Annotated in this window: 18 protein-coding genes (1 of these 18 running past the window's edge); 10 read left to right on the plus strand and 8 right to left on the minus strand. The window is 37.5% G+C overall.

Annotated elements, in window-relative coordinates; genetic code table 11:
* Positions 1-39 precede the first annotated feature (39 nt).
* The 5 genes from JM84_RS15170 to xrtF all read right to left on the minus strand — a co-directional run bounded on the left by JM84_RS15170 (position 40) and on the right by xrtF (position 3,163).
* On the minus strand, positions 40-1,071 hold the full coding sequence (locus tag JM84_RS15170) for a transporter (RefSeq protein ID WP_144785070.1): 1,032 nt from the start codon (positions 1,069-1,071) through the stop codon (positions 40-42).
* A gap of 106 nt (positions 1,072-1,177) precedes the next feature.
* A complete protein-coding gene (locus tag JM84_RS15175) occupies positions 1,178-1,558 on the minus strand; it encodes a hypothetical protein (protein WP_144785072.1) in 381 nt (126 codons plus the stop codon).
* A 30-nt stretch (positions 1,559-1,588) separates the two neighbouring features.
* On the minus strand, positions 1,589-2,155 hold the full coding sequence (locus tag JM84_RS15180; RefSeq protein ID WP_144785074.1) for a DUF3347 domain-containing protein: 567 nt from the start codon (positions 2,153-2,155) through the stop codon (positions 1,589-1,591).
* Positions 2,156-2,190: 35 nt separating this feature from the next.
* Positions 2,191-2,622 carry an exosortase F system-associated membrane protein gene (locus JM84_RS15185; protein ID WP_013751149.1) on the minus strand — a complete coding sequence of 144 codons (432 nt, stop codon included), beginning with the start codon at positions 2,620-2,622 and terminating at the stop codon, positions 2,191-2,193.
* Positions 2,615-3,163 carry an exosortase family protein XrtF gene (xrtF, locus tag JM84_RS15190; protein ID WP_144785076.1) on the minus strand — a complete coding sequence of 183 codons (549 nt, stop codon included), beginning with the start codon at positions 3,161-3,163 and terminating at the stop codon, positions 2,615-2,617. Before xrtF ends, JM84_RS15185 begins: the two co-directional genes overlap by 8 nt.
* Before the next feature lie 33 nt (positions 3,164-3,196).
* Between xrtF and JM84_RS15195 the strand changes: the two genes are divergently transcribed.
* Positions 3,197-3,652 carry a GAF domain-containing protein gene (locus JM84_RS15195; protein ID WP_144785078.1) on the plus strand — a complete coding sequence of 152 codons (456 nt, stop codon included), beginning with the start codon at positions 3,197-3,199 and terminating at the stop codon, positions 3,650-3,652.
* A 76-nt stretch (positions 3,653-3,728) separates the two neighbouring features.
* On the opposite strand, the gene JM84_RS15200 is transcribed toward JM84_RS15195, so the two are convergent.
* Entirely contained in the window at positions 3,729-4,991 is a 1,263-nt protein-coding gene (locus JM84_RS15200; RefSeq protein ID WP_144785080.1) for an ABC transporter permease, read from the minus strand.
* Positions 4,992-5,161: 170 nt separating this feature from the next.
* Between JM84_RS15200 and purH the strand changes: the two genes are divergently transcribed.
* From purH to rodA, 6 genes are all read left to right on the plus strand, one after another.
* Positions 5,162-6,694 carry a bifunctional phosphoribosylaminoimidazolecarboxamide formyltransferase/IMP cyclohydrolase gene (purH, locus tag JM84_RS15205; RefSeq protein ID WP_144785082.1) on the plus strand — a complete coding sequence of 511 codons (1,533 nt, stop codon included), beginning with the start codon at positions 5,162-5,164 and terminating at the stop codon, positions 6,692-6,694.
* A gap of 109 nt (positions 6,695-6,803) precedes the next feature.
* On the plus strand, positions 6,804-7,832 hold the full coding sequence (locus tag JM84_RS15210) for a rod shape-determining protein (protein ID WP_013751144.1): 1,029 nt from the start codon (positions 6,804-6,806) through the stop codon (positions 7,830-7,832).
* Between the two features lie 14 nt (positions 7,833-7,846).
* On the plus strand, positions 7,847-8,692 hold the full coding sequence (gene mreC, locus JM84_RS15215; protein WP_144785084.1) for a rod shape-determining protein MreC: 846 nt from the start codon (positions 7,847-7,849) through the stop codon (positions 8,690-8,692).
* A complete protein-coding gene (locus tag JM84_RS15220; protein ID WP_144785086.1) occupies positions 8,682-9,188 on the plus strand; it encodes a rod shape-determining protein MreD in 507 nt (168 codons plus the stop codon). The genes mreC and JM84_RS15220 overlap by 11 nt, the downstream gene beginning before the upstream one ends.
* A complete protein-coding gene (gene mrdA, locus JM84_RS15225) occupies positions 9,185-11,053 on the plus strand; it encodes a penicillin-binding protein 2 (RefSeq protein WP_144785088.1) in 1,869 nt (622 codons plus the stop codon). The genes JM84_RS15220 and mrdA overlap by 4 nt, the downstream gene beginning before the upstream one ends.
* Positions 11,053-12,312 carry a rod shape-determining protein RodA gene (gene rodA / locus JM84_RS15230; protein WP_144785090.1) on the plus strand — a complete coding sequence of 420 codons (1,260 nt, stop codon included), beginning with the start codon at positions 11,053-11,055 and terminating at the stop codon, positions 12,310-12,312. The genes mrdA and rodA overlap by 1 nt, the downstream gene beginning before the upstream one ends.
* Positions 12,313-12,399: 87 nt before the next feature.
* Here the strand turns inward: rodA and JM84_RS15235 are convergent, their stop codons facing one another.
* Positions 12,400-12,669: a hypothetical protein gene (locus JM84_RS15235; RefSeq protein WP_144785092.1), complete on the minus strand. Its 270-nt coding sequence runs from the start codon at positions 12,667-12,669 to the stop codon at positions 12,400-12,402.
* Positions 12,670-12,806: 137 nt separating this feature from the next.
* On the opposite strand from JM84_RS15235, the gene JM84_RS15240 reads away from it, so the two are divergent.
* On the plus strand, positions 12,807-13,637 hold the full coding sequence (locus JM84_RS15240; protein WP_144785094.1) for a DMT family transporter: 831 nt from the start codon (positions 12,807-12,809) through the stop codon (positions 13,635-13,637).
* Positions 13,638-13,741: 104 nt separating this feature from the next.
* On the opposite strand, the gene JM84_RS15245 is transcribed toward JM84_RS15240, so the two are convergent.
* Positions 13,742-16,603, minus strand: coding sequence for a M16 family metallopeptidase (locus tag JM84_RS15245; RefSeq protein ID WP_144785096.1), 2,862 nt, complete (start codon positions 16,601-16,603; stop codon positions 13,742-13,744).
* A 168-nt stretch (positions 16,604-16,771) separates the two neighbouring features.
* Between JM84_RS15245 and dinB the strand changes: the two genes are divergently transcribed.
* Both dinB and JM84_RS15255 read left to right on the plus strand, forming a co-directional pair.
* Positions 16,772-17,992: a DNA polymerase IV gene (gene dinB / locus JM84_RS15250; RefSeq protein WP_144785098.1), complete on the plus strand. Its 1,221-nt coding sequence runs from the start codon at positions 16,772-16,774 to the stop codon at positions 17,990-17,992.
* A gap of 41 nt (positions 17,993-18,033) precedes the next feature.
* On the plus strand, positions 18,034-20,046 hold the 5' portion of the coding sequence (locus JM84_RS15255) for a DNA polymerase III subunit alpha (RefSeq protein WP_144785100.1). It continues 1,020 nt past the right edge of the window; the window shows 2,013 of its 3,033 coding nt (coding positions 1-2,013); the start codon lies at positions 18,034-18,036; the stop codon falls past the right edge of the window.

Raw genomic sequence — 20,046 nt, forward strand, 5'->3', positions numbered from 1 at the left:
TGCCTATATGATCACGTAGTAATTATATAGGAGCACTGATTATAATGAGTATTGTAGTCCAACTGTCACAGTCTCCTTGCGCTTGAGTTGTACTCCATTTACATCTTGTAAGAGAGGTGTAGCTACTTCAACACCTAAACGTACATTCTTTAATGCTCCTTTATAGGCGTAAAGATTAAATCCTAATCCCCCATCTATATAAGTACCACCAGAGTTTCTAGTATCTGCAGTGATTACCATAAGCGGATTCAAATCTGGATTTGCGCCATCTATCTCTGAAACTACACTTCCTTTTACTCGTGCCGAAAAACTAATCCAATCTGCCGTTTTATAAGCAATCCAGTTATCAAGGCTATATACATTACCTAGTCTATAGTCGCGATCATTAGTCCCAGTGCGGATTACTCCATTTACTTGATTTCCCCCAGAAAATCTATCTGTTTGCCACAAATACGTTGCCCCAAGAAGAGCATCTACGGTGCCGCTTCCTATCTGCATAGGATAAGGTAGTATTACTTCATTGCCATTAGATACAGGAGTAACATCCATTTCATCTATACTTCCTGCAGGTAATGACACCCCTACTTTACCGTGTAACTGCTGCCTGTTCTTATTGAATACCGTGTATAAGGCCGATAATTTGAGATCTGTGATTCCGCTAGATGCTGTGCTAAATGTTCCTCCCATGGCTGTAAGGTGTTCCATATCCATAGATGTATATCCAAGCATCGCTGCAAGTGTAACTTTATCTGACACAGCATACATACCTCCTAGCATATGCATGTTCATAGGCATATCTGTAGGTGTAACCATATATTCTCCTCCATTAGGAAGTAACACATTACCAAAACTTACATCATCATTACCTCTCTTAAGATCATTCATTTGCATATTCATATATCTATATGAAAACATGAACTCTCCTTTTTTGTGAGTATGGTCACCCATAACAGATATAGGAGCATGCCCATCTGGACGATTACTTGTCCATGATTGTGATACCTCTTGCTCTTGTGCGTATGTACTAGTAGCAACTACTGCGGCGAGTAGTGCTATATATAATTTTTTCATTTATTGAATTTTAAATATTGTGTATAGTGAAGTGAACGTACTCTTTTGAGTACGCTCATAAACTGCGAGACTAGCGATATTAAAAGACTAGTATCTCTTTATAAATTCAATAAGTTTTGGGTGGTGGATCTATGCGCTCTTGGAAGGTTTTAATACTTCCCAAATGATTTGGAAAATTCTCCTTAGCAAAAGTTATTGAGGTAGATGATATATCTACCTGATCTTCATTTTGATAAAACAATGGGTAAAAAGCCTCTACAATCTGTAGTTGCTGCCCTTGAGAAGGATCTTCTTGGTCTACATCTAGAGTGAGCTGCTTAGAAAGAAAACACTTACCATTACACTGCAAGGCTAGCTTATCTGTATTAACGCAATACGTTTCTACAATGTAATCTATATTAAGTTCATAATATAGCACATACCCCACGTTTATGGCAGGACGTAACGCAAAGAAAAAGAATATGACAAGTGCACAAGTAGATTTCAAAAATAAAGGCTCTCTATAGCTAATAGTAGTTTATTGCTGAATCTCCTTATCTACTACACCACACTTCAACATCTTATCACCGTAGTAAGGATTACGTATTTCTTTAGAATTAGATAACCAGTAAGCACCTTTACCTTCAAAAGCCATTGGGCAGTATTGCTTATATATAGTTCCAGATGTGATCTCGCTAGATAAATATACCTCTACCTTTTTTGAAATATTTTCAAAAGCTACGCGTTGCTCTGCAGCGTCCTTAGACACTGAAATAAGTGCAAGGTCATCATTTAAACCTCTTGTGATATCACTTTCAGTTTGTGATTCAAGTGTGCTCTTAAAGTTAGAAGCAATCTCTGCCGCTTCATAAGGATCTGTATTTACTAAAGCTCCTTTTAAACTCAAATAAGCTGCGTGAATTTGTGATGCTTCCTCTGTTTTAAATGTTACATCCTCAACAGCATCAGTCACATTTAAATCTCCATTTTCTGTCACTACAGCGTTTACACCTATTTGAGTAGGTGCGGTTTGTACGTCTGAAACTATTTGTTGTTTACACGACACAATCGCTAGAGCTGCTATTACTAATAAAGTGTTTTTCATCTTATAACATGTTAGGCTACAAAAATACACATACCCTATTTATCAACCTTACGGTAATAAAAAAAAGCAGGTAATAAAAGGAAAATTAACAGTGGCTGTATTAAGAATCTACGCACGTAAAATAACGGCAGATATTCTGAAGGATTATGATGATGCAATAAGTAGTAAAACGGCAATAATAATATCACCAAAACTATCAAGTAAAATATACTCGTGAATTTTAAAATACTCCTATCTGTAAAAACTGCCCATAAAATTCCTAGAGACAGTAGCATGTTAATGAAATATCTTAAGAGTACATTTAAAAAGAACTTCCCTTGCGCTAGTTCGGGCAATGCCTTATTCTGATAATCACCATGGAAGTAATCAATAAGCGGATCGTAAAATAGTTCGCTTTCGCGAAAGCGTACATACAACAACCCCAACAATAACAATCCACCTATCAGGACGCGGACTAACTTATTCATCCTTCACCGGTTTTCTGTAAGAATTGATCCAGCCTATCCATAATAAGAACACGGTACCATAAATTACCGCCGGAAAGATGGTTCCATGAAGTACATCTGCATATTGTGGATACTCATAAATACCTATGGTAAGTAATGCAATGCGCAAGACATTCATCCCGTAAATAAGTGCTACTCCTCCAAAAATGAATAAGAGCGTGCGCTTCATATCACCGAAGAATGCTAGCATGAATGAAATAAATAATAGCATTACACTTACAGCATTACAGCCTTCTACAACTCTAGCAAGCGTTTTTCCATTCATTGTGAGATTCATAGCAGGCTCCCATTTACTTGGCACCACTTGCATGTCATAACCTAATGATGTGATGACAGATTGACTTTGCCTGGCAACTGTATGTGTAATAATGTCGGGAAAATAGCGACTACTACCTCCGTAGGTTAAAAATAGTTGGTAAAGCACCACAAAAACCAAATAACTTCCTATGAAGATAATGAGAAATCGAAGTACGGACTTATATTTGCGTAGTAGTTTAAGCAAGGGGCGTATTTTAACGTCTAAAATACAAGAAAAATGGCTTTTGAAGATTTAAAAATAGAAGTAAGCCGCATCGCGGATAAAATAGAAGATAGCGCTACAAGCAAAATGACTGCAATATGTGAGTTATTGCGCGAGCGCATAGAATATTATGACTGGGTAGGTTTTTACATGGCAAACCATGAAAAGCGCACATTACACCTAGAAGCATTTGCTGGAGAACCTACAGATCACACGGTAATTCCTTTTGGAAAAGGGATATGTGGTCAGGTAGCAGAATCTAATGCAAACTTTGTAGTGCCAGACGTAAAAGCACAAGACAATTACATTGCTTGTTCTATCACTGTAAAAAGTGAGATTGTTATTCCATTATTTAAGGATGGCAAAAACATAGGGCAGATAGACATAGACTCAAGTCATGTAGATCCTTTTACAAAGGATGACGAAGATTTCCTTGAGTTTGTAAATGTGCAAGTTGCAGCATTGCTATAAGAAGTACCTTCCACTAATTAAAAAGCCTCAATTCTAAATTTAGAATTGAGGCTTTTTTTTATTATATGTGAAGCTATTACATCCCTGTTCTTATTGCTTCTACAGGGTCTAATCGTGAGGCTCCTATTGCTGGGATAATCCCTGCGATGATGCCTATGATAAATGTTGTGAAGAGTCCTAAGAAAATATTATCAAAGGATAATACGAACTCAAAGTCTCCCGCAATCTTAGAGACATCTAGCAGCCAGACAATGAGCTGGACCATGACAAGCCCTATAAATCCACCAAAAATAGATAACAATACAGATTCAAATAAAAACTGAAACAAGATGAAACGGCGCTTTGCTCCTAGCGCCTTCTGTATACCTATGAGGTTTGTGCGCTCTTTGACGCTCACAAACATAATATTTGCAATCCCGAAACCACCTACTAGTAGTGCAAAGCCACCTATCAACCAGCCCACTGTAGTAAGCACTCCTATGATCCCATCAATAGCATCTGTAAAACCACTCAGTCTATTGATGAAGAAATCACTAGTTTCCCCAGCTTTTATAGACCTACCTGCTCTCATTTTCTGTTCGGCGATAGCGTAGAACTCATCTGCGTCTTCACCTTCTGCAGGTACGATGGTCATTGTAGGGAAAGTAGATCTATTATTATCGCCGTAAATACGTCTTACTATATTTACTGGAATTACTATTTTTTCATCTTTAGAATCTCCAAAGGCGTTAATACCTTGTTTCTTGAGAACTCCAATAATTGTAAACTTCCTACTTAAGGTTTTTAATTGTTTTCCTATTGGATCTACACCTTCACCAAAGAGGTTATCACGCAATACAGACCCTATAATTGCAACAGGAACTCCGTTTGTAGACTCTTGCTCATTAAAAAAACGTCCAGCCTCAAATTCTAATTTTTCTATTTCATAGAGTCCTTCTGTTGCATTATCAACTTGAACACTCTCTACTACTTTCCCTTCATAACTTATCTTTTGTGAAGGAATAGACATCGTGTAGTTTATAGCACCTAAGCCAGGTAGGTTACGCTGTAAGTTCTGATAATCCTCGTAAGTAACTAGCGGAAAACGCTCTCTCTTCCAGCGCGGAACTTCTGTGGGTCCAAAAGAGATATGAGCGATAATCATACTCTCCTGGTCTAGAGAAGAAAGACTTCCTTTAATGTCTTTTTCAAGCGAATCTACCGCTGCTAGCACCCCGATAATTGAGAAAATCCCAACCGTTACTCCCATCAAAGAGAGAAACGTACGAAGCTTGTTATTGCGCAATGCATTTACAGCAAATCTAAAACTCTCCCCTAAGGCTCTTAAATATATTAGCATTGATTGATTTTATCTAAAGATACGAGTAAGACGCCACACACTAAAAATTGTTACAAAGTCATATCAATTTGTTAATAGAAACCCCAAACAAAAAGGCTTGAAATACCTATTTTTGAAGCTTTTAAAACCCATCCATTTAGGATCAACCAAAATCTATTAATTTTCTCACAATGAGCACAACAAAAAAAATAGGCGCAGCACTAATTTCAGTATTCCATAAAGACGGCTTAGCCCCTATCGTTCAAAAGCTTCACGAACAAGGAGTAACCCTCTATTCTACTGGTGGAACAGAGAAGTTTATTAAAGATTTAGGAATCCCAGTTGTGCCTGTTGAGGATGTGACTTCGTACCCTTCTATCTTAGGTGGCCGTGTAAAAACGTTACACCCAAAAGTTTTTGGAGGTATTCTTAATCGTCAGGATCACGAAGGTGATGTAAAAGAAATGGAAGAGTTTGAAATTCCGCAGCTTGATCTTGTAATTGTAGATTTATACCCTTTTGAAAAAACTGTTGCTTCTGGCGCGCCAGAACAAGATAATATAGAAAAAATAGACATCGGTGGTATTTCACTTATACGTGCCGCAGCCAAGAATTTTAAAGACACACTATGTGTATCTTCTATGGAAGACTATGCAGAAGTTCTTGACATTATTACGGCTGGTAACGGAAGTACTACAATAGAAGAGAGAAAACGTTTTGCCGCAAAGAGTTTTGCAGTTTCTTCTCATTATGATACTGCGATCTTTAATTACTTCAATACAGACCAAGAAATCCCGGTACTTAGACATAGTAGTAATGACGGGAAAGCACTTAGATATGGAGAAAACCCGCATCAAAAAGGGTTTTTCTTTGGAGATTTTGATGAAGTTTTTGAAAAGCTTCACGGTAAAGAATTATCATACAACAACCTGCTTGATGTAGATGCTGCCGTAAACTTGATTTCAGAATTTCAAGGAGAAGCACCTACGTTTGCTATTCTTAAACATAACAACGCTTGTGGTTTTGCACAGCGTGAGACTATGCATCAAGCATATGTAGATGCACTAGCTGGAGATCCTACTTCTGCCTTTGGAGGAGTGTTAATCGCAAACGGAAACATAGATATTTCGACTGCAAATGAAATTCATAAATTGTTCTGTGAGGTAGTGATAGCGCCGTCTTACGACGCAGATGCACTAGAAATTTTAAAAGGAAAGAAAAACAGGATAGTCCTTACGCTCAAAAATATCGTATTACCTGAGACAACCGTGCGCACTTGCCTTAACGGAACACTCGTTCAAGGTCGCGATAACAAGACAGATGTGAAGGAAAATTTAACAAACGCAACAACCACTGCTCCTACAGATAAGGAGATAGAAGATTTACTGTTTGCTTCAAAAATATGTAAGCACACAAAATCTAATACCATTGTACTTGCAAAGAACAAACAACTTTGTGCAAGTGGTACAGGTCAAACTTCTAGAGTTGATGCCTTAAGACAAGCGATAGAGAAGGCAACCTCTTTTGGTTTTGATCTTAAAGGATCTGTGATGGCTAGTGATGCATTTTTCCCTTTCCCAGACTGTGTTGAGATTGCAGATAATGCAGGTATCACATCGGTAATTCAACCTGGTGGATCTATAAAAGATCAACTTACCATCGATTACTGTAATGAGAACAATATCTCAATGGTAATGACGGGAACAAGACATTTTAAACATTAATATAAGTTTAAGGGAGTACGCTTTCGCGAAAGCGTAATTTTACCCTTTAATATTTGTACATTTATACAAACGCGTAACTGCTAACATTTAATACCTCCACAATAACCCTATGGGATTTTTTGATTTTTTAACCGAAGATATAGCAATTGACCTCGGTACCGCAAACACACTGATTATTCACAACGACAAGGTAGTGGTAGATAGCCCCTCCATAGTTGCTAGGGATAGGACGACCAAAAAAATCATCGCTGTAGGTAAGGAAGCTGCTCAAATGCAGGGAAAAACGCATGAGAACATCAAAACAATTAGACCTCTTAAGGATGGTGTAATTGCAGATTTTGACGCGAGTGAACAAATGATTGCGATGTTCATTAAAGAAATCCCTGCGCTTAAAAAGAAATTCTTTCCACCAGCATTGCGCATGGTGATTTGTATTCCTTCTGGAATTACAGAAGTAGAGATGCGAGCAGTAAAAGAAAGTGCAGAGCGTGTAAATGGAAAAGAAGTTTACTTAATACACGAGCCTATGGCTGCGGCCATAGGTATAGGTGTAGACATCATGCAACCTAAAGGTAACATGATTGTAGATATAGGTGGTGGTACTACAGAAATTGCGGTAATTGCTCTAGGAGGAATTGTTTGTGATAAGTCTGTAAAAATTGCCGGTGATGTATTTACAAATGATATCATCTATTATATGCGCACCCAGCACAACCTCTACGTAGGTGAGCGCAGTGCCGAAAAAATTAAAATACAAATAGGTGCCGCTACAGAGGATCTTGAAGTTCCGCCAGAGGAAATGAGCGTTCAAGGACGTGATCTTCTCACAGGTAAACCTAAACAAGTGCAAATAAGCTATCGCGAGATTGCAAAGGCACTTGATAAATCTATACTTCGTATAGAGGATGCGGTAATGGAAACATTATCTCAAACTCCTCCAGAACTCGCTGCTGATATTTATAACACAGGAATCTACCTTGCTGGTGGAGGATCTATGTTACGAGGTCTTGACAAGCGTCTTTCTCAAAAAACAGATTTACCTGTTTATATTGCCGAAGATCCGCTTAGGGCTGTAGTACGAGGTACTGGAATATGCCTAAAAAATATTGCTAAGTATAAGAGCGTTCTCATTAAATAGAAAACTCTTAAGGTATGCATCAGATTATCAATTTCTTGATCAGGAACAAGCACTTCCTGCTGTTTGCATTTTTACTAATGCTGTCGCTTGTTTTTACGATACAATCACATTCTTATCACCGTAGTAAATTTGTAAACTCTGCAAACTGGTTTACGGGTGGCATTTATGGATCTGTAACTAGTGTTCAAGATTATTTTAAACTCAAAACATACAACAAACAGCTTCTAGAAGAGAATGCCCGCTTACGCGAAATGTTGAAATCACCTAACGAGGACAATCTAGATCTTGAAGTTCTTACTGACATAACATCACCTATACCGTCAGATAGTCTGCGAAAATTCTCATACATTCCTGCAAAGGTTCTCAACAATAACTACGCAAAGACAGATAACTTTATTACTCTTTTAGGTGGATCACAAGATAGTATTCATAAAGACCAAGGAGTAATCACTAGCAAAGGAATCGTAGGTATTATTGATAAAACATCTTCTAGCTATAGTACCGTACTATCTATTCTCAACTCTAACTTTACCACAAGTGCAAAGTTAAGAGCGTCCGAACATTTTGGAACAATGCAATGGGATGGTAAAGACCCAAATATCGTTCAGGTCATTGATATGCAACAGCAGGCACCTGTAAAACTAGGTGACACCATAGAAACTAGTGGAAAATCAGCAATTTTCCCGAAAGGGATTCCTATAGGTACAGTAAATGAGTTTGTATTAGATCCAAGTAAAAACTTCTATACACTTTCTATTAAACTTATTAATGACATGACTAATCTAGGTCATGTCTACGTGGTTGAAAATAGCTACAAGAAAGAAATAATAGCACTAGAAACGCAGCAAGATGAAGAATAGTGTCTCTGTAAATATTGCTAGGTTTGTAGCACTCATGATTGTGCAGATTTACATTTTTAATAATGTAAATCTCTTTGGGTACATCAACCCTTATCCGTACGTTTTATTTCTATTAGTCTTTCCATTTACATCTAATAGAGCGTTATATATTTTTATCGCCTTCTTAACGGGACTTACGATGGATATGTTTGGTAATAGTGGTGGTGTGCATGCGGCAGCCTGCCTCTTCCTTGCATACCTTAGGCCAGTTGCTTTACGATTTTCTTTTGGAGTAAGTTATGAGTACAATGCCATAAAATTATCTAAGGTGAGTTTTTACGAGCGATTCATCTTTATTTCTATAATGGTGCTCATTCACCATTTAGTATTGTTTTTACTAGAGGTATTTAACATAAGTAATATACTCTACACCTTAAACAAAACGTTAGTCACTAGTATCTTTACTATTATACTTTGTTTGACTTTTAATATCCTTTTTAGCAGCCGTAACGAATGAGAAAATTACTACTCCTCTTTATTGTTCTTACTACTGGCGTGCTCTTTATTGCTAGATTATTTTATCTGCAGGTGTATGACACCTCTGCAGCTGTTTTATCTGAGAGTAACGCTATAAAACAACAATTTGAAATCCCACAACGTGGTCGTATTTACGATCGCTATGGAGAACTTTTAGTTTCTAACCAGCCATCATATGACCTAATGGCCATACCTAGAGAAATCAAACCTTTTGACACGCTCAAGCTATGCTCATTATTAAACATTGATAAAGAAAAACTTGTAAAACAACTTAACAAAGCAATACATTATTCTCCTAGGCATCCTTCTGTTATAGTGCCTACTATGTCACAAGAAGAATTTGCATACTTAGGCGAGCAAATGCGCAAGTTTGAAGGCTTCTTTATCCAGAAAAGATCATTACGTGACTATCAGATAGACTTTGGCGCAAACTTTCTTGGATACATTCAAGAAGTACACCAAGGGATTATTGATAAACAGCCTTACTATATAAGCGGAGATTTAATAGGACGACAAGGTGTCGAGCAAAAGTATGAAGAGCTACTAAGAGGTAAAAAGGGAATTAAATATCTTCAAAAAGATCGATTTAATCGTGTTATAGGTCCTTACAAAGAAGGCACACTTGATCAAGAACCTGAAGAAGGAAAGAACATATATCTTACCATAGATTCTGAACTTCAAAAATATGGAGAAGAATTAATGCAAGGTAAGCGCGGTGGCATTGTAGCCATTGAGCCATCTACTGGAGAAATTCTAGCACTTGTGGCTGCTCCCAATTATGACCCTGCTCTAATGGTAGGTCGTGAGCGATCTAAAAATTATTCAAAACTTGATAACGACTCTATTGCAAAGCCTCTTTATGACAGAGCATTGCTAGGAGAATATGCGCCAGGATCACCCTTTAAAGCACTTACGGGACTCATTGCACTTCAAGAAGGAGCGATTAGTCTTGACGATCGTGTGTATTGTAATGGAGGAATGCGATATGGTAGAGGAAGGACCTTTGGGTGTCACCACCATAAAAGTCCAGTACAAATGATCAGTGGTATTGCTTACTCTTGTAATGCCTACTTTGGAACTGCTTACTTAAATACTCTTAATAAATACAATACTCCACAAGAAGGTATTGCTGCATGGCAAGGCCACCTTAAGAGTTTTGGACTAGGAGATTTTATGGGTTATGACTTACCTATAGGAAGACCAGGTTTCATTCCAGGGGCTTCATACTATAACAAAATCCATGATTACCCTAATAGAAGATGGGGAAGTGCAGCAACATTATCTAACTCTATTGGACAAGGGGAAGTTGCACTTACTCCAATGCAAATGGCACACTTTACAGCAACTATTGCAAATAGAGGCTGGTTTTACAGACCGCACATCATAAAAAAAATAGAAGGACAAGACACGATTCCTTCTCAATTTGAACAGAAAAATTATACCACTATAGATGCAAAACACTTTGAACCTGTGATACAAGGGCTCAATGATGTGTACAATTATGGGACTGCAGCAAACTTAAAAGTACCTGGAATAGACATTTCAGGTAAAACAGGTACAGCAGAGAATTATGCTAAAATAGATGGAGTAACAACACAGCTTACAGACCACTCTACTTTTGTAGCCTTTGCTCCTAAAGACAATCCAAAGATTGCTATTGCCATCTTTGTAGAAAATGGGTATTGGGGATCTCGTTACGGTGGCCGTATCGCATCTCTCATGATTGAAAAATACATTAATAGAGAAGTAACGCGTAAGGATTTAGAACAATGGATTCTCACACATACGCTTGAGGAAGAATATGCTAAACCATTAAGTGGCAAGCCTTTTAAAATAAATTATTAATGAGCCGTTTTACAAGGAATGTTGGTAGTTTTGACTGGGTACTTATTCTATTGTACTTAGCCCTCGTAGCTATAGGATGGGTTAATATCTACTCTGCTGCCTTTGATCCAGACACACAAGCTTTTACGAGTATGAATAACTTGTACTTTAAGCAACTTGTATGGATATTCTTAGGCTTTCTTATCATTACCTTTATTCTATTCTTAGACTCAAAATTCTTTGAACGATTCTCTAGTGTCATTTACATAGGCTCGTTGCTGTCATTAATATTATTGTTTGTTTTTGGAAAAACCATATCTGGAGCTACGAGTTGGTACAATCTCGGTTTTATGAGTATACAGCCGAGTGAATTTGCCAAAGCCGCTACCGCACTAGCGCTCGCTAAATATCTGAGCGACATACAAACCAATATTAAAACCATAAAAGATCAAGTACGTGCTCTTGCTATCATAGCAATACCAGCACTTATCATTATACCACAACCAGATCCTGGAAGTGCATTAGTTTATGCTGCATTTTTCTTTCCGCTATATAGAGAGGGACTTGCTGCTAGTTATTTAATTCTAGGAGCATCTACGATTACGTTATTTGTGCTTACACTAGTTTTAGGACCTATTTATGTGTCTCTAATTGTTCTTGTGATTGCCTTGATACTGTTTGCTAGAAATAGAAAAAAACGACCCTCAAAACGTCTTTATATAGGTCTTGTTGCAGCAGCATGTCTTTTTGCATTTTCTGTAAACTACATTTTCGAAAATATCTTCGAGCAACGTCACCGCGACCGTTTTAATATTGTTTTGGGTAAAGAGGTAGATGCAAAAAGTATAGGATATAATACACAGCAAAGTGAGATTGCCATAGGTAATGGTGGCTGGTTTGGAAGAGGGTTTCTAGAAGGAACACAAACTAAAGGTAAGTTTGTACCAGAACAACACACAGATTATATTTTCTCAACAGTTGGTGAAGAGTGGGGTTTCCTTGGGAGTACCCTAGTAATCATCTTATTTGTAGTGCTTATTTTGAGGATCATCCAACTATCAGAAAAACAAAAAAATGACTTCTCGCGCATTTATGGATACAGCCTCGCAGGAATTTTATTCATTCACTTTGTAGTAAACATTGGGATGGTCATAGGTCTCTTACCTACGGTAGGAATTCCTTTGCCGTTTTTCAGTTACGGAGGATCAGGATTATGGGGCTTCACTATTTTACTATTCATCTTTGTAAAACTAGATGGTAATAGAGTAAACGAGTGGTAATCTAAGTACGCTTTCGCGAAAGCGTAAAAACAAACATAAAAAAAGCGAGCATCACTGCTCGCTTTTTTTTACACTAATAACGACTTCTTAGTTGTTATCGTCATCACCATTATAATCGTCTGTTCCTTCGATTTCTTCTTCTATCTCTTGACCAGCTTTGTTAGCTCCATTTTCGATAGCTTCGCCAGTTTCTTCGGCAGCATTTTCGATAGCATCACCAGCTTCTTCCAGTCCGTTTTCGATATCTTCTCCTGCTGCTTCTGCAGAGTTTTCAATTTTATCTTGAGTTGTTTCTCTACAAGAGATTGTTGATAATGTAAATCCTACAAGTGCTAGTACTACAAATACTTTTTTCATAATAATAATTGTTTATTGGTTAGGGTGTAAATGTAATATGGTACAATTACATTTTTTGTTAATAGGTAGTTATAATTAACCTATATAATTACTAAAATAGATATGTTATCTGATACCTTTGCGGTAAAATTCTTCCAGTGATAAAAGGAGTTGTTTACATGCTTATTGCCGCATTTGCGTTTACGTGGATGAACTTACTGGCAAAATATCTCGAAGATTTTCATCCACTACAAGTTGTATTCTTTAGATGCGTGGGCACCTTTATTTTCATTTTTCCTTACATGCTTATCAAGCGAGTTCCTGTTATAGGGAGTAATTTCTCTTGGCTCATAACTAGAGGGATATTGAGTTTTGTTTCTCTCGCGCTTTATTTTGTGGTCATACAGCGCATCCCATTAGGATCTGCAGTTGCTTTACGATATACAGCTCCTTTATTTAGTGCCATTTTTGCGTTGTGGTTTTTAAAGGAAAAAGTAAAACCATGGCAATGGGTTGCATTAATAATTTCAGTTATAGGAGCACTGGTACTAAAAGGAGTAGATTTTAGAATAGATACGATGAGTTTTATACTCATCATTATGTCCTCTGTTCTCGTAGGTGGTGTATTTACCATCGTGCGTTACTTAGGATCGCGAGAACATTTTTTAACTATAATCAACTACTTTATGGTAATCTCCATCGTAGGAAGCCTTTTCTTTATACAACACTGGCGTATGCCTAAAGGTGTTGAGTGGTGGTATGTAAGCGGTATCGGAGTGTTCGGACTTTTTGGACAGGTTTTCTTAACGCGTTCTTTTCAGCTTGCAGATACAGCTACCGTAGCTCCCATTAAATACATGGAACTCGTATATGCTTTAATCTTAGGTTACTTTCTCTTTAATGAACGGTATGACACCGCTCCTCTAGTAGGGATGGGAATTCTGGTCATAGGGATGCTACTTAACGTTTGGGTAAAGAGAAGAGCTTAGAATCGCTGTAGTATAGGTTTTATATAGAATTACGCTTTCGCGAAAGCATAAAAAAAGCGAACTCCATCAAGAGTTCGCTTTTTATAATTAAGACATTTGAGTTTCTAGTTCTTCACCGGCTCTTTACTCTCATTCAAAAGTACCGGAGTACCATAACCTAGCTGCTCTAGTTTATCCATCTGTGTTTTCTTATCACCTACTATCAAGTATATCATTTTATCTGGATTAAGATATTTATCTGATAACTTCTTGATTTCTTCTACTGTCATGTTCTCTACAATAGCCTGGCGTTCCTTTATATAATCTGGAGATATACCCAGATTTGCAATATCATCTAGCATATTGAGCTTTGCTCCCATAGTTTCAAAAGCACGTGCTTGACTTTTTAATAAAAAGCTTTTAGATACGTCAAGATCTTGTTGCGTAAAGTTCTTCCCATAGTTCTTAAGAATATCTTTTACTAGCGCCGAAGATTCATAAGTAACGTTAGACCTTACACCACTTGAAATAGCAAATGCTCCAGGAAGTGTAGACCCAGAAAAACCTGAACGTATGCCATAAGTGTATCCTTTTCCTTCTCTTAGCTCCTGCGTAAGTTGTGAGGCAAAACCGCCGCCACCTAAACGGTAGTTCATCATTTGTACTGGGTAAAAGTCCTTATCGGTTTCTGCCATTGCTGGGTATCCAAAACGAAGTACAGACTGCTTTGCATCTGGAACGTCATAAAAATATACGTTAGACTGCTCCGGAGCCTTAGGAACGGCTACTACGGGTATTGTAAACTCTCTAGCTTTCCAGTTATTATTAAGTCCTGCAAGAACTGTAGTTGCTTTTTCTTTACTTACGGCACCTACCACCTGCATCTTAGCAACATTAGGAACTACATAATTGGTATAATAACTCTTTAAATCCCCAATTGTAATTGCATTTACAGAAGCTGGAGTTCCTAAGCTGTTTTGAGCTAGTAGGCTACGCTCTCCATAAATTAATTTATCAAATTGTATAGCTGCAATACTATTAGGGTTTGCCTGTTGCTGCTCCAGACGACTTAAGGTACTCTGCTTTAATAAGTCAAACTCTGTCTTATCCCAGCGTGGCTGTAAGAGGATTTCTTGAACCAAGGCAATGGTTTTATCATAGTTTTTAGCCAGTGTATTCCCGCCTATGTATATATTCTCTTTGTCTGAGTACGTATAAATATTTGCTCCTAGGCTTTCAATCTCATTTTCAAGTACTGCAGTAGTTTTTGTCGCAGTACCTTTCATAAGTAAATCTGCTAGCAAACTGGAAACGCCTACTCTATTGATATCCTCTAAAAGTAATCCTCCACGTATATTCATCTGAAATTGCACAAGTGGTACTTCGTCATTTTCGATACCATACACTTCAAGTCCAGAAGAAAGTTTGTCTTCCCAAACATTAGGAACAGTAACTTCAGCAGTTTTGCCATATGCTGGCTCCTCACTACGATCAAAAGATGAAGGAGTACGCTCATAATCTGCTGCGATGCTAGCATCAAATGTCTCCTCTGCACCTTCTACTATCTTTTCTTCCACTACTTGTGCAAGATCAGAATCTTCAAGTGCAAGTGCTGTTTGACCTATAGGCACAAAACTAGTAGCGATATAGTTTTTACCTTTTATATACTGCTCGTAAACGCGTTGTACATCTTCCTTAGTCACTGCAAGAATACGATCTACATCTTCTGTGATGTATGCAGGATCACCAGCAAAAATCTCATACTGCGCTAACTGAAACCCCTTTCCTAATACACTTGATAAACCGTTATAAAACTGTGTTTCTTGCCCTGCTTTAATTCTGTCTAAATCTTTTTGTGAGATGCCTTCTAGCTCAAATTTTGTAAAAGCCTCATTAACTCCTACAAGTACATCATCAAGGTCTTTACCAGGATATGCATTGACGCTTAGACTAAATTCTCCGGCGATTTCAGAACCAAAATTGAACATTCTCACACCAGCCGTAAGCTGCTTCTCATCAATTAAAATCTTATTGAACGGCGCATTCTTGCCTTTAGAAAGATAACTAGCCAGCACTTCAAGTGCATAAGAGTCCTTATCATAATTAGGCACCGTAGGCCACGTCATTGATAGTTGTGGTAATCTAGCAAAGTTATCTTCATAATAGAGTCGCTTCGTATTTGCTACTGTAACAGGTTGCTTTTCCATTGCTGGAACTTCTTCTCCTCTTGGAATTTCTCCAAAATATTTTTCCACCCACTCCTTAGTTTGCGCAATATCAAAATCTCCAGCGATAGTAAGCGTTGTATTATTAGGCGTGTACCAGCGATTATAAAAATCTTTTACATCTTGTAGTGTTGCATTTTGTAAATCTTCTAATGAGCCTATTACCTGCCAGTTATAAGGATGGTTTTCTGGATAAAGGTTCTTCCCTACCACATAACGTGCGTGACCATAAGGACGGTTATCCACAGACTGCCTTTTTTCATTCTTTACCACCTGCTTTTCTTTTGCAAGAACTGGATCTGTTACCGTATTTATGAAGTATCCTAGCTTATCTGCCTCTGCCCAAATCATTTTTTCAAGAGCATCTTTTGGCACTGTTTGAAAATAGTTTGTGCGATCACGACTTGTAGATCCGTTTGCTCCAGAACCACCTATACGCGCGCTCATTGCATCTAGCCCTCCTTTTCCAAGGTTTTCAGATTCTAAAAATAATAAGTGCTCAAATAAATGAGCAAAACCTGTACGTCCTTCTATCTCTCTTGCAGATCCTACGTGTGCTGTAAGTGCTACTGCAACTACTGGATCTGAGTCGTCTTGATGTAAGATTACGGTAAGCCCATTATCTAGGGTAAACTTTTCAAATGGAACGTTGAATTGTGGGGTTTCCGCTTTCGCGAAAGCGATATTATCTCCAACTTCTTGCTTACACGAGAATGTGATAGTTACCAGCGCAATAAGGGCTATAAGACGTGTGATTTTCATCTAAAATAAATTAAAATTAAAGAGGATCAAGATAACCAAAACAGAAACCGAAAGGTTGTTAAATAATGTTAACGCAATGAATCTCGAACCACCAATGTTAATAACTAAAATAAGGTTACCTATTACTTGAATAGGAATATTTCCATAATTTTGGATTAATTCTATATTATGCAACGTACAATTATTCATTTTGATCTTGATACTTTCTTCGTTTCTTGTGAGCGTAGGCTAGATAGTCGCCTTATGGGGAAACCCGTTATTGTAGGTGGTACTGGCGATCGCGGCGTGGTAAGCGCTGCTAGCTATGAAGCTCGCACCTTTGGTGTACATAGTGCTATGCCTATTAAAGTAGCCAGACAGCTATGTCCTAATGGTATTTACATACGAGGTAATGGAGGCACGTATTCAAAAATGTCTAAAGAGGTAACGCAGATTCTACAAGAAGAACTTCCAGTACTTGAAAAAACAAGTGTAGATGAGTTCTATGGTGATCTCACTGGGATGGATAAGTTTTTTGGAGCCTATAAATATTCAAAAGAGCTTCGCCAGCGTATTATGCGAGAAACAGGTTTACCTATTTCCTTCGGAATGTCTCCTAATAAAACGGTATCAAAAGTGGCTACTGGAGAAGCAAAACCTAATAATGAGATTAAAATTGACCCTGGTTATGAGAAAGTATTTCTTGCACCATTATCTATCAAAAAAATTCCTTCGGTAGGTCAGAAGACTTTTACTCAGTTTTGTAATCTCGGTGTGCGCACGGTAGATCTTGTACAACAAATGCCTGTAGAAATGATGACTTCTGTTTTTGGAAAAAATGGACGTATCATCTGGGAGCGTTGTAATGGTATTGATGACAGCCCTATTGTGGAGTATCACGAACGTAAATCTATCTCTAGTGAGCGCACTTATGGTCAAGACACAATTGACATGGTGAAGTTACATACTACTATAACTGCCATGGCAGAAAATCTAGCTTTCCAGCTTAGACGAGGCAACAAACTCACTTCTGTCGTAACAATAAAAATAAGATATTCAGATTTTCAAACATACTCAAAACAGTTACGTGTGCCCTACACTGCTGCAGATCATGTGCTCATCCCAACCGTAACAGAACTTTTCAATAAGCTCAATAATCGTAGGATGCTTATTAGGTTAGTAGGTGTACGCTTTGGTGGTCTTACAGAGGGGCATTATCAAATAGACCTTTTTGAGAATACTAATAAGACCGTAAATCTGTATAAAGCAATGGATGAATTGAGAAATAAATATGGTGATCATAGCGTGCGACGAGCAAATACCATAGGTGAAGGATCTAGGACTATAGGTAATCAAGGTAATCCTTTTAATGGAGAGCCTCCTATACTGTTAGCTCATAGACATCAGTAATAAGTGACTCTTTATTTTATCAAAACCCCAAGTCTAAGACAATGTATCTCAATAATCACTCTTATTATAGTTTACGGTATGGAACAATTTCTGAAGAGGAATTACTAGACCTAGCGATACATGAAGGGTGTACTCATTTTGCACTTACAGATATTAATAATACATCTGGCTGTCTAAATTTTGTGCGTCGAGCAAAAGAAAAAAATATAAAACCTATCATAGGAGTTGATTTTAGAAACAATACGAAGCAATGCTACGTTGCACTTGCAATGAATAACCAAGGCTTCCTTGAAATAAACAACTACTTATCAAAACACTTACATAACAAAACTCCATTTCCTGATCAAGCTCCGCATTTTGAAAATGTAATTATTATTTATCCTTTTGAAAATGTAATGGAGCTAGGGAAAGTAACTTTCGCTAGTAATGAATATTTAGGTGTGCGAGCAAAAGATATTTATAAGCTTAAATTTTCTTCTCTTAGTTCATTAACAAAAAAGTTAGTTATTCTTCACACGGTAAGCTTTCGCGATAAGAGAGATTTTAACACGCATCGTTTATTAAGAGCTATAGATACTAATGTATTACTTAGCACGCTCCCACCTACAGATCAGGGAAGTCCTAATGATTTGATGTACTCACGAAAAGAGATTGCTCAGGTTTTTAAAGACTATCCATCACTTATTGAGAATACCAATAACCTCTTACAAGAATGTAAGATCGATTTCAATTTTAGCAAAGATAAACCCTCACAAAACTTAACTACACTATTAAAAAGTCCAGAAGCAGATTACAAAAAACTTCTCGAGCTTTGTGAGAAGGGATTAAAAGAGCGTTATGAAGTTGTAGATAACATCATCAAGGGTCGATTAAAGAAAGAGCTTGATCTAATAAAGCGATTAGATTATGTTGCATTCTTTCTTATAAATTGGAAAATTATAGAATATGCTCGCAGCAAAGACTATTACTATGTTGGGAGAGGTAGTGGTGCAAATAGTATTGTAGCATACTTATTACGTATTACAGATGTAGATCCTATAGAACTCGATTTATATTTTGAACGTTTCATGAATCTCTATAGAGCAACACCTCCAGATTTTGACATTGATTTTTCTACTTGGGACCGTGAGGACGTTACAGACTATATTTTTAAAGAGTTTAAAGGGAATCATCAAGTTGCATTGCTAGGCTCTTATGTCACATTTAAACATAGTGGAGCAGTAAGAGAATTAGGTAAAGTATTTGGATTGCCTAAGTATGAAATTGACAAACTAAGCGATGGTCGCTATGATCCAAATAGTCTAGATGATATAAAAAAACTAGTTTTAAAATATGCGCAGGTATTACATGGTAGACCTAATTATACGAGTATCCATGCTGCTGGCATATTGATTTCTAGTAAACCTATTCATTACTTTTCTGCTACAAATCTACCTCCTAAAGGTTTTCCTACGGTACAATTTGACATGCACATAGCAGAAGATGTAGGGCTTTACAAATTTGACATCCTTGGGCAACGTGGTCTCGGAAAAATAAAAGACGCAGTAGCTATCATAAAACAGAATCATCCCGGGATTACACTTCCAGATATACATAACGCAAAAGAGTTTTTTACAGATGATCGCATAAATGAAATGATCTCACAAGCAGACTGTATAGGCTGTTTTTATGTTGAATCTCCAGCTATGCGCATGCTACTCAAAAAGCTAGGTGTTCGCGATTATTTAACGCTAGTAGCCGCAAGCTCCATTATACGTCCTGGTGTGTCAAAAAGCGGTATGATGCGTGAGTATATTTTACGTCACAAAGACCCTAAAAGAGCAAAACAAAAAGGACATCCAGTTTTACTGCGTATTATGCCAGACACTTATGGTGTTATGGTGTATCAAGAAGATGTTATTAAAGTAGCTCATTATTATGCTGGTTTAGATCTAGGTGAGGCAGATGTATTGAGACGAGGCATGAGTGGTAAGTATAGATCTCGAGAAGAGTTCCTACAGGTAAAAGAAAAGTTTAAGAACAATTGTATTTCTAAAGGAGAGTCCATAGCAGTT

It is taken from the genome of Dokdonia sp. Hel_I_63 (assembly GCF_007827285.1).
In the GTDB taxonomy this organism is placed as follows: Bacteria; Bacteroidota; Bacteroidia; order Flavobacteriales; family Flavobacteriaceae; genus Dokdonia.

What these genes read in the sequence shown, in the direction of transcription:
- JM84_RS15170 (WP_144785070.1), bottom strand. Translation starts at nt 1,071, where the DNA reads ATGAAAAAATTATATATAGCACTACTCGCCGCAGTAGTTGCTACTAGT.
- JM84_RS15180 (WP_144785074.1), bottom strand. Translation starts at nt 2,155, where the DNA reads ATGAAAAACACTTTATTAGTAATAGCAGCTCTAGCGATTGTGTCGTGT.
- JM84_RS15185 (WP_013751149.1), bottom strand. Translation starts at nt 2,622, where the DNA reads ATGAATAAGTTAGTCCGCGTCCTGATAGGTGGATTGTTATTGTTGGGG.
- JM84_RS15195 (WP_144785078.1), top strand. Translation starts at nt 3,197, where the DNA reads ATGGCTTTTGAAGATTTAAAAATAGAAGTAAGCCGCATCGCGGATAAA.
- JM84_RS15200 (WP_144785080.1), bottom strand. Translation starts at nt 4,991, where the DNA reads ATGCTAATATATTTAAGAGCCTTAGGGGAGAGTTTTAGATTTGCTGTA.
- purH (WP_144785082.1), top strand. Translation starts at nt 5,162, where the DNA reads ATGAGCACAACAAAAAAAATAGGCGCAGCACTAATTTCAGTATTCCAT.
- JM84_RS15210 (WP_013751144.1), top strand. Translation starts at nt 6,804, where the DNA reads ATGGGATTTTTTGATTTTTTAACCGAAGATATAGCAATTGACCTCGGT.
- mreC (WP_144785084.1), top strand. Translation starts at nt 7,847, where the DNA reads ATGCATCAGATTATCAATTTCTTGATCAGGAACAAGCACTTCCTGCTG.
- JM84_RS15220 (WP_144785086.1), top strand. Translation starts at nt 8,682, where the DNA reads ATGAAGAATAGTGTCTCTGTAAATATTGCTAGGTTTGTAGCACTCATG.
- mrdA (WP_144785088.1), top strand. Translation starts at nt 9,185, where the DNA reads ATGAGAAAATTACTACTCCTCTTTATTGTTCTTACTACTGGCGTGCTC.
- rodA (WP_144785090.1), top strand. Translation starts at nt 11,053, where the DNA reads ATGAGCCGTTTTACAAGGAATGTTGGTAGTTTTGACTGGGTACTTATT.
- JM84_RS15235 (WP_144785092.1), bottom strand. Translation starts at nt 12,669, where the DNA reads ATGAAAAAAGTATTTGTAGTACTAGCACTTGTAGGATTTACATTATCA.
- JM84_RS15245 (WP_144785096.1), bottom strand. Translation starts at nt 16,603, where the DNA reads ATGAAAATCACACGTCTTATAGCCCTTATTGCGCTGGTAACTATCACA.
- dinB (WP_144785098.1), top strand. Translation starts at nt 16,772, where the DNA reads ATGCAACGTACAATTATTCATTTTGATCTTGATACTTTCTTCGTTTCT.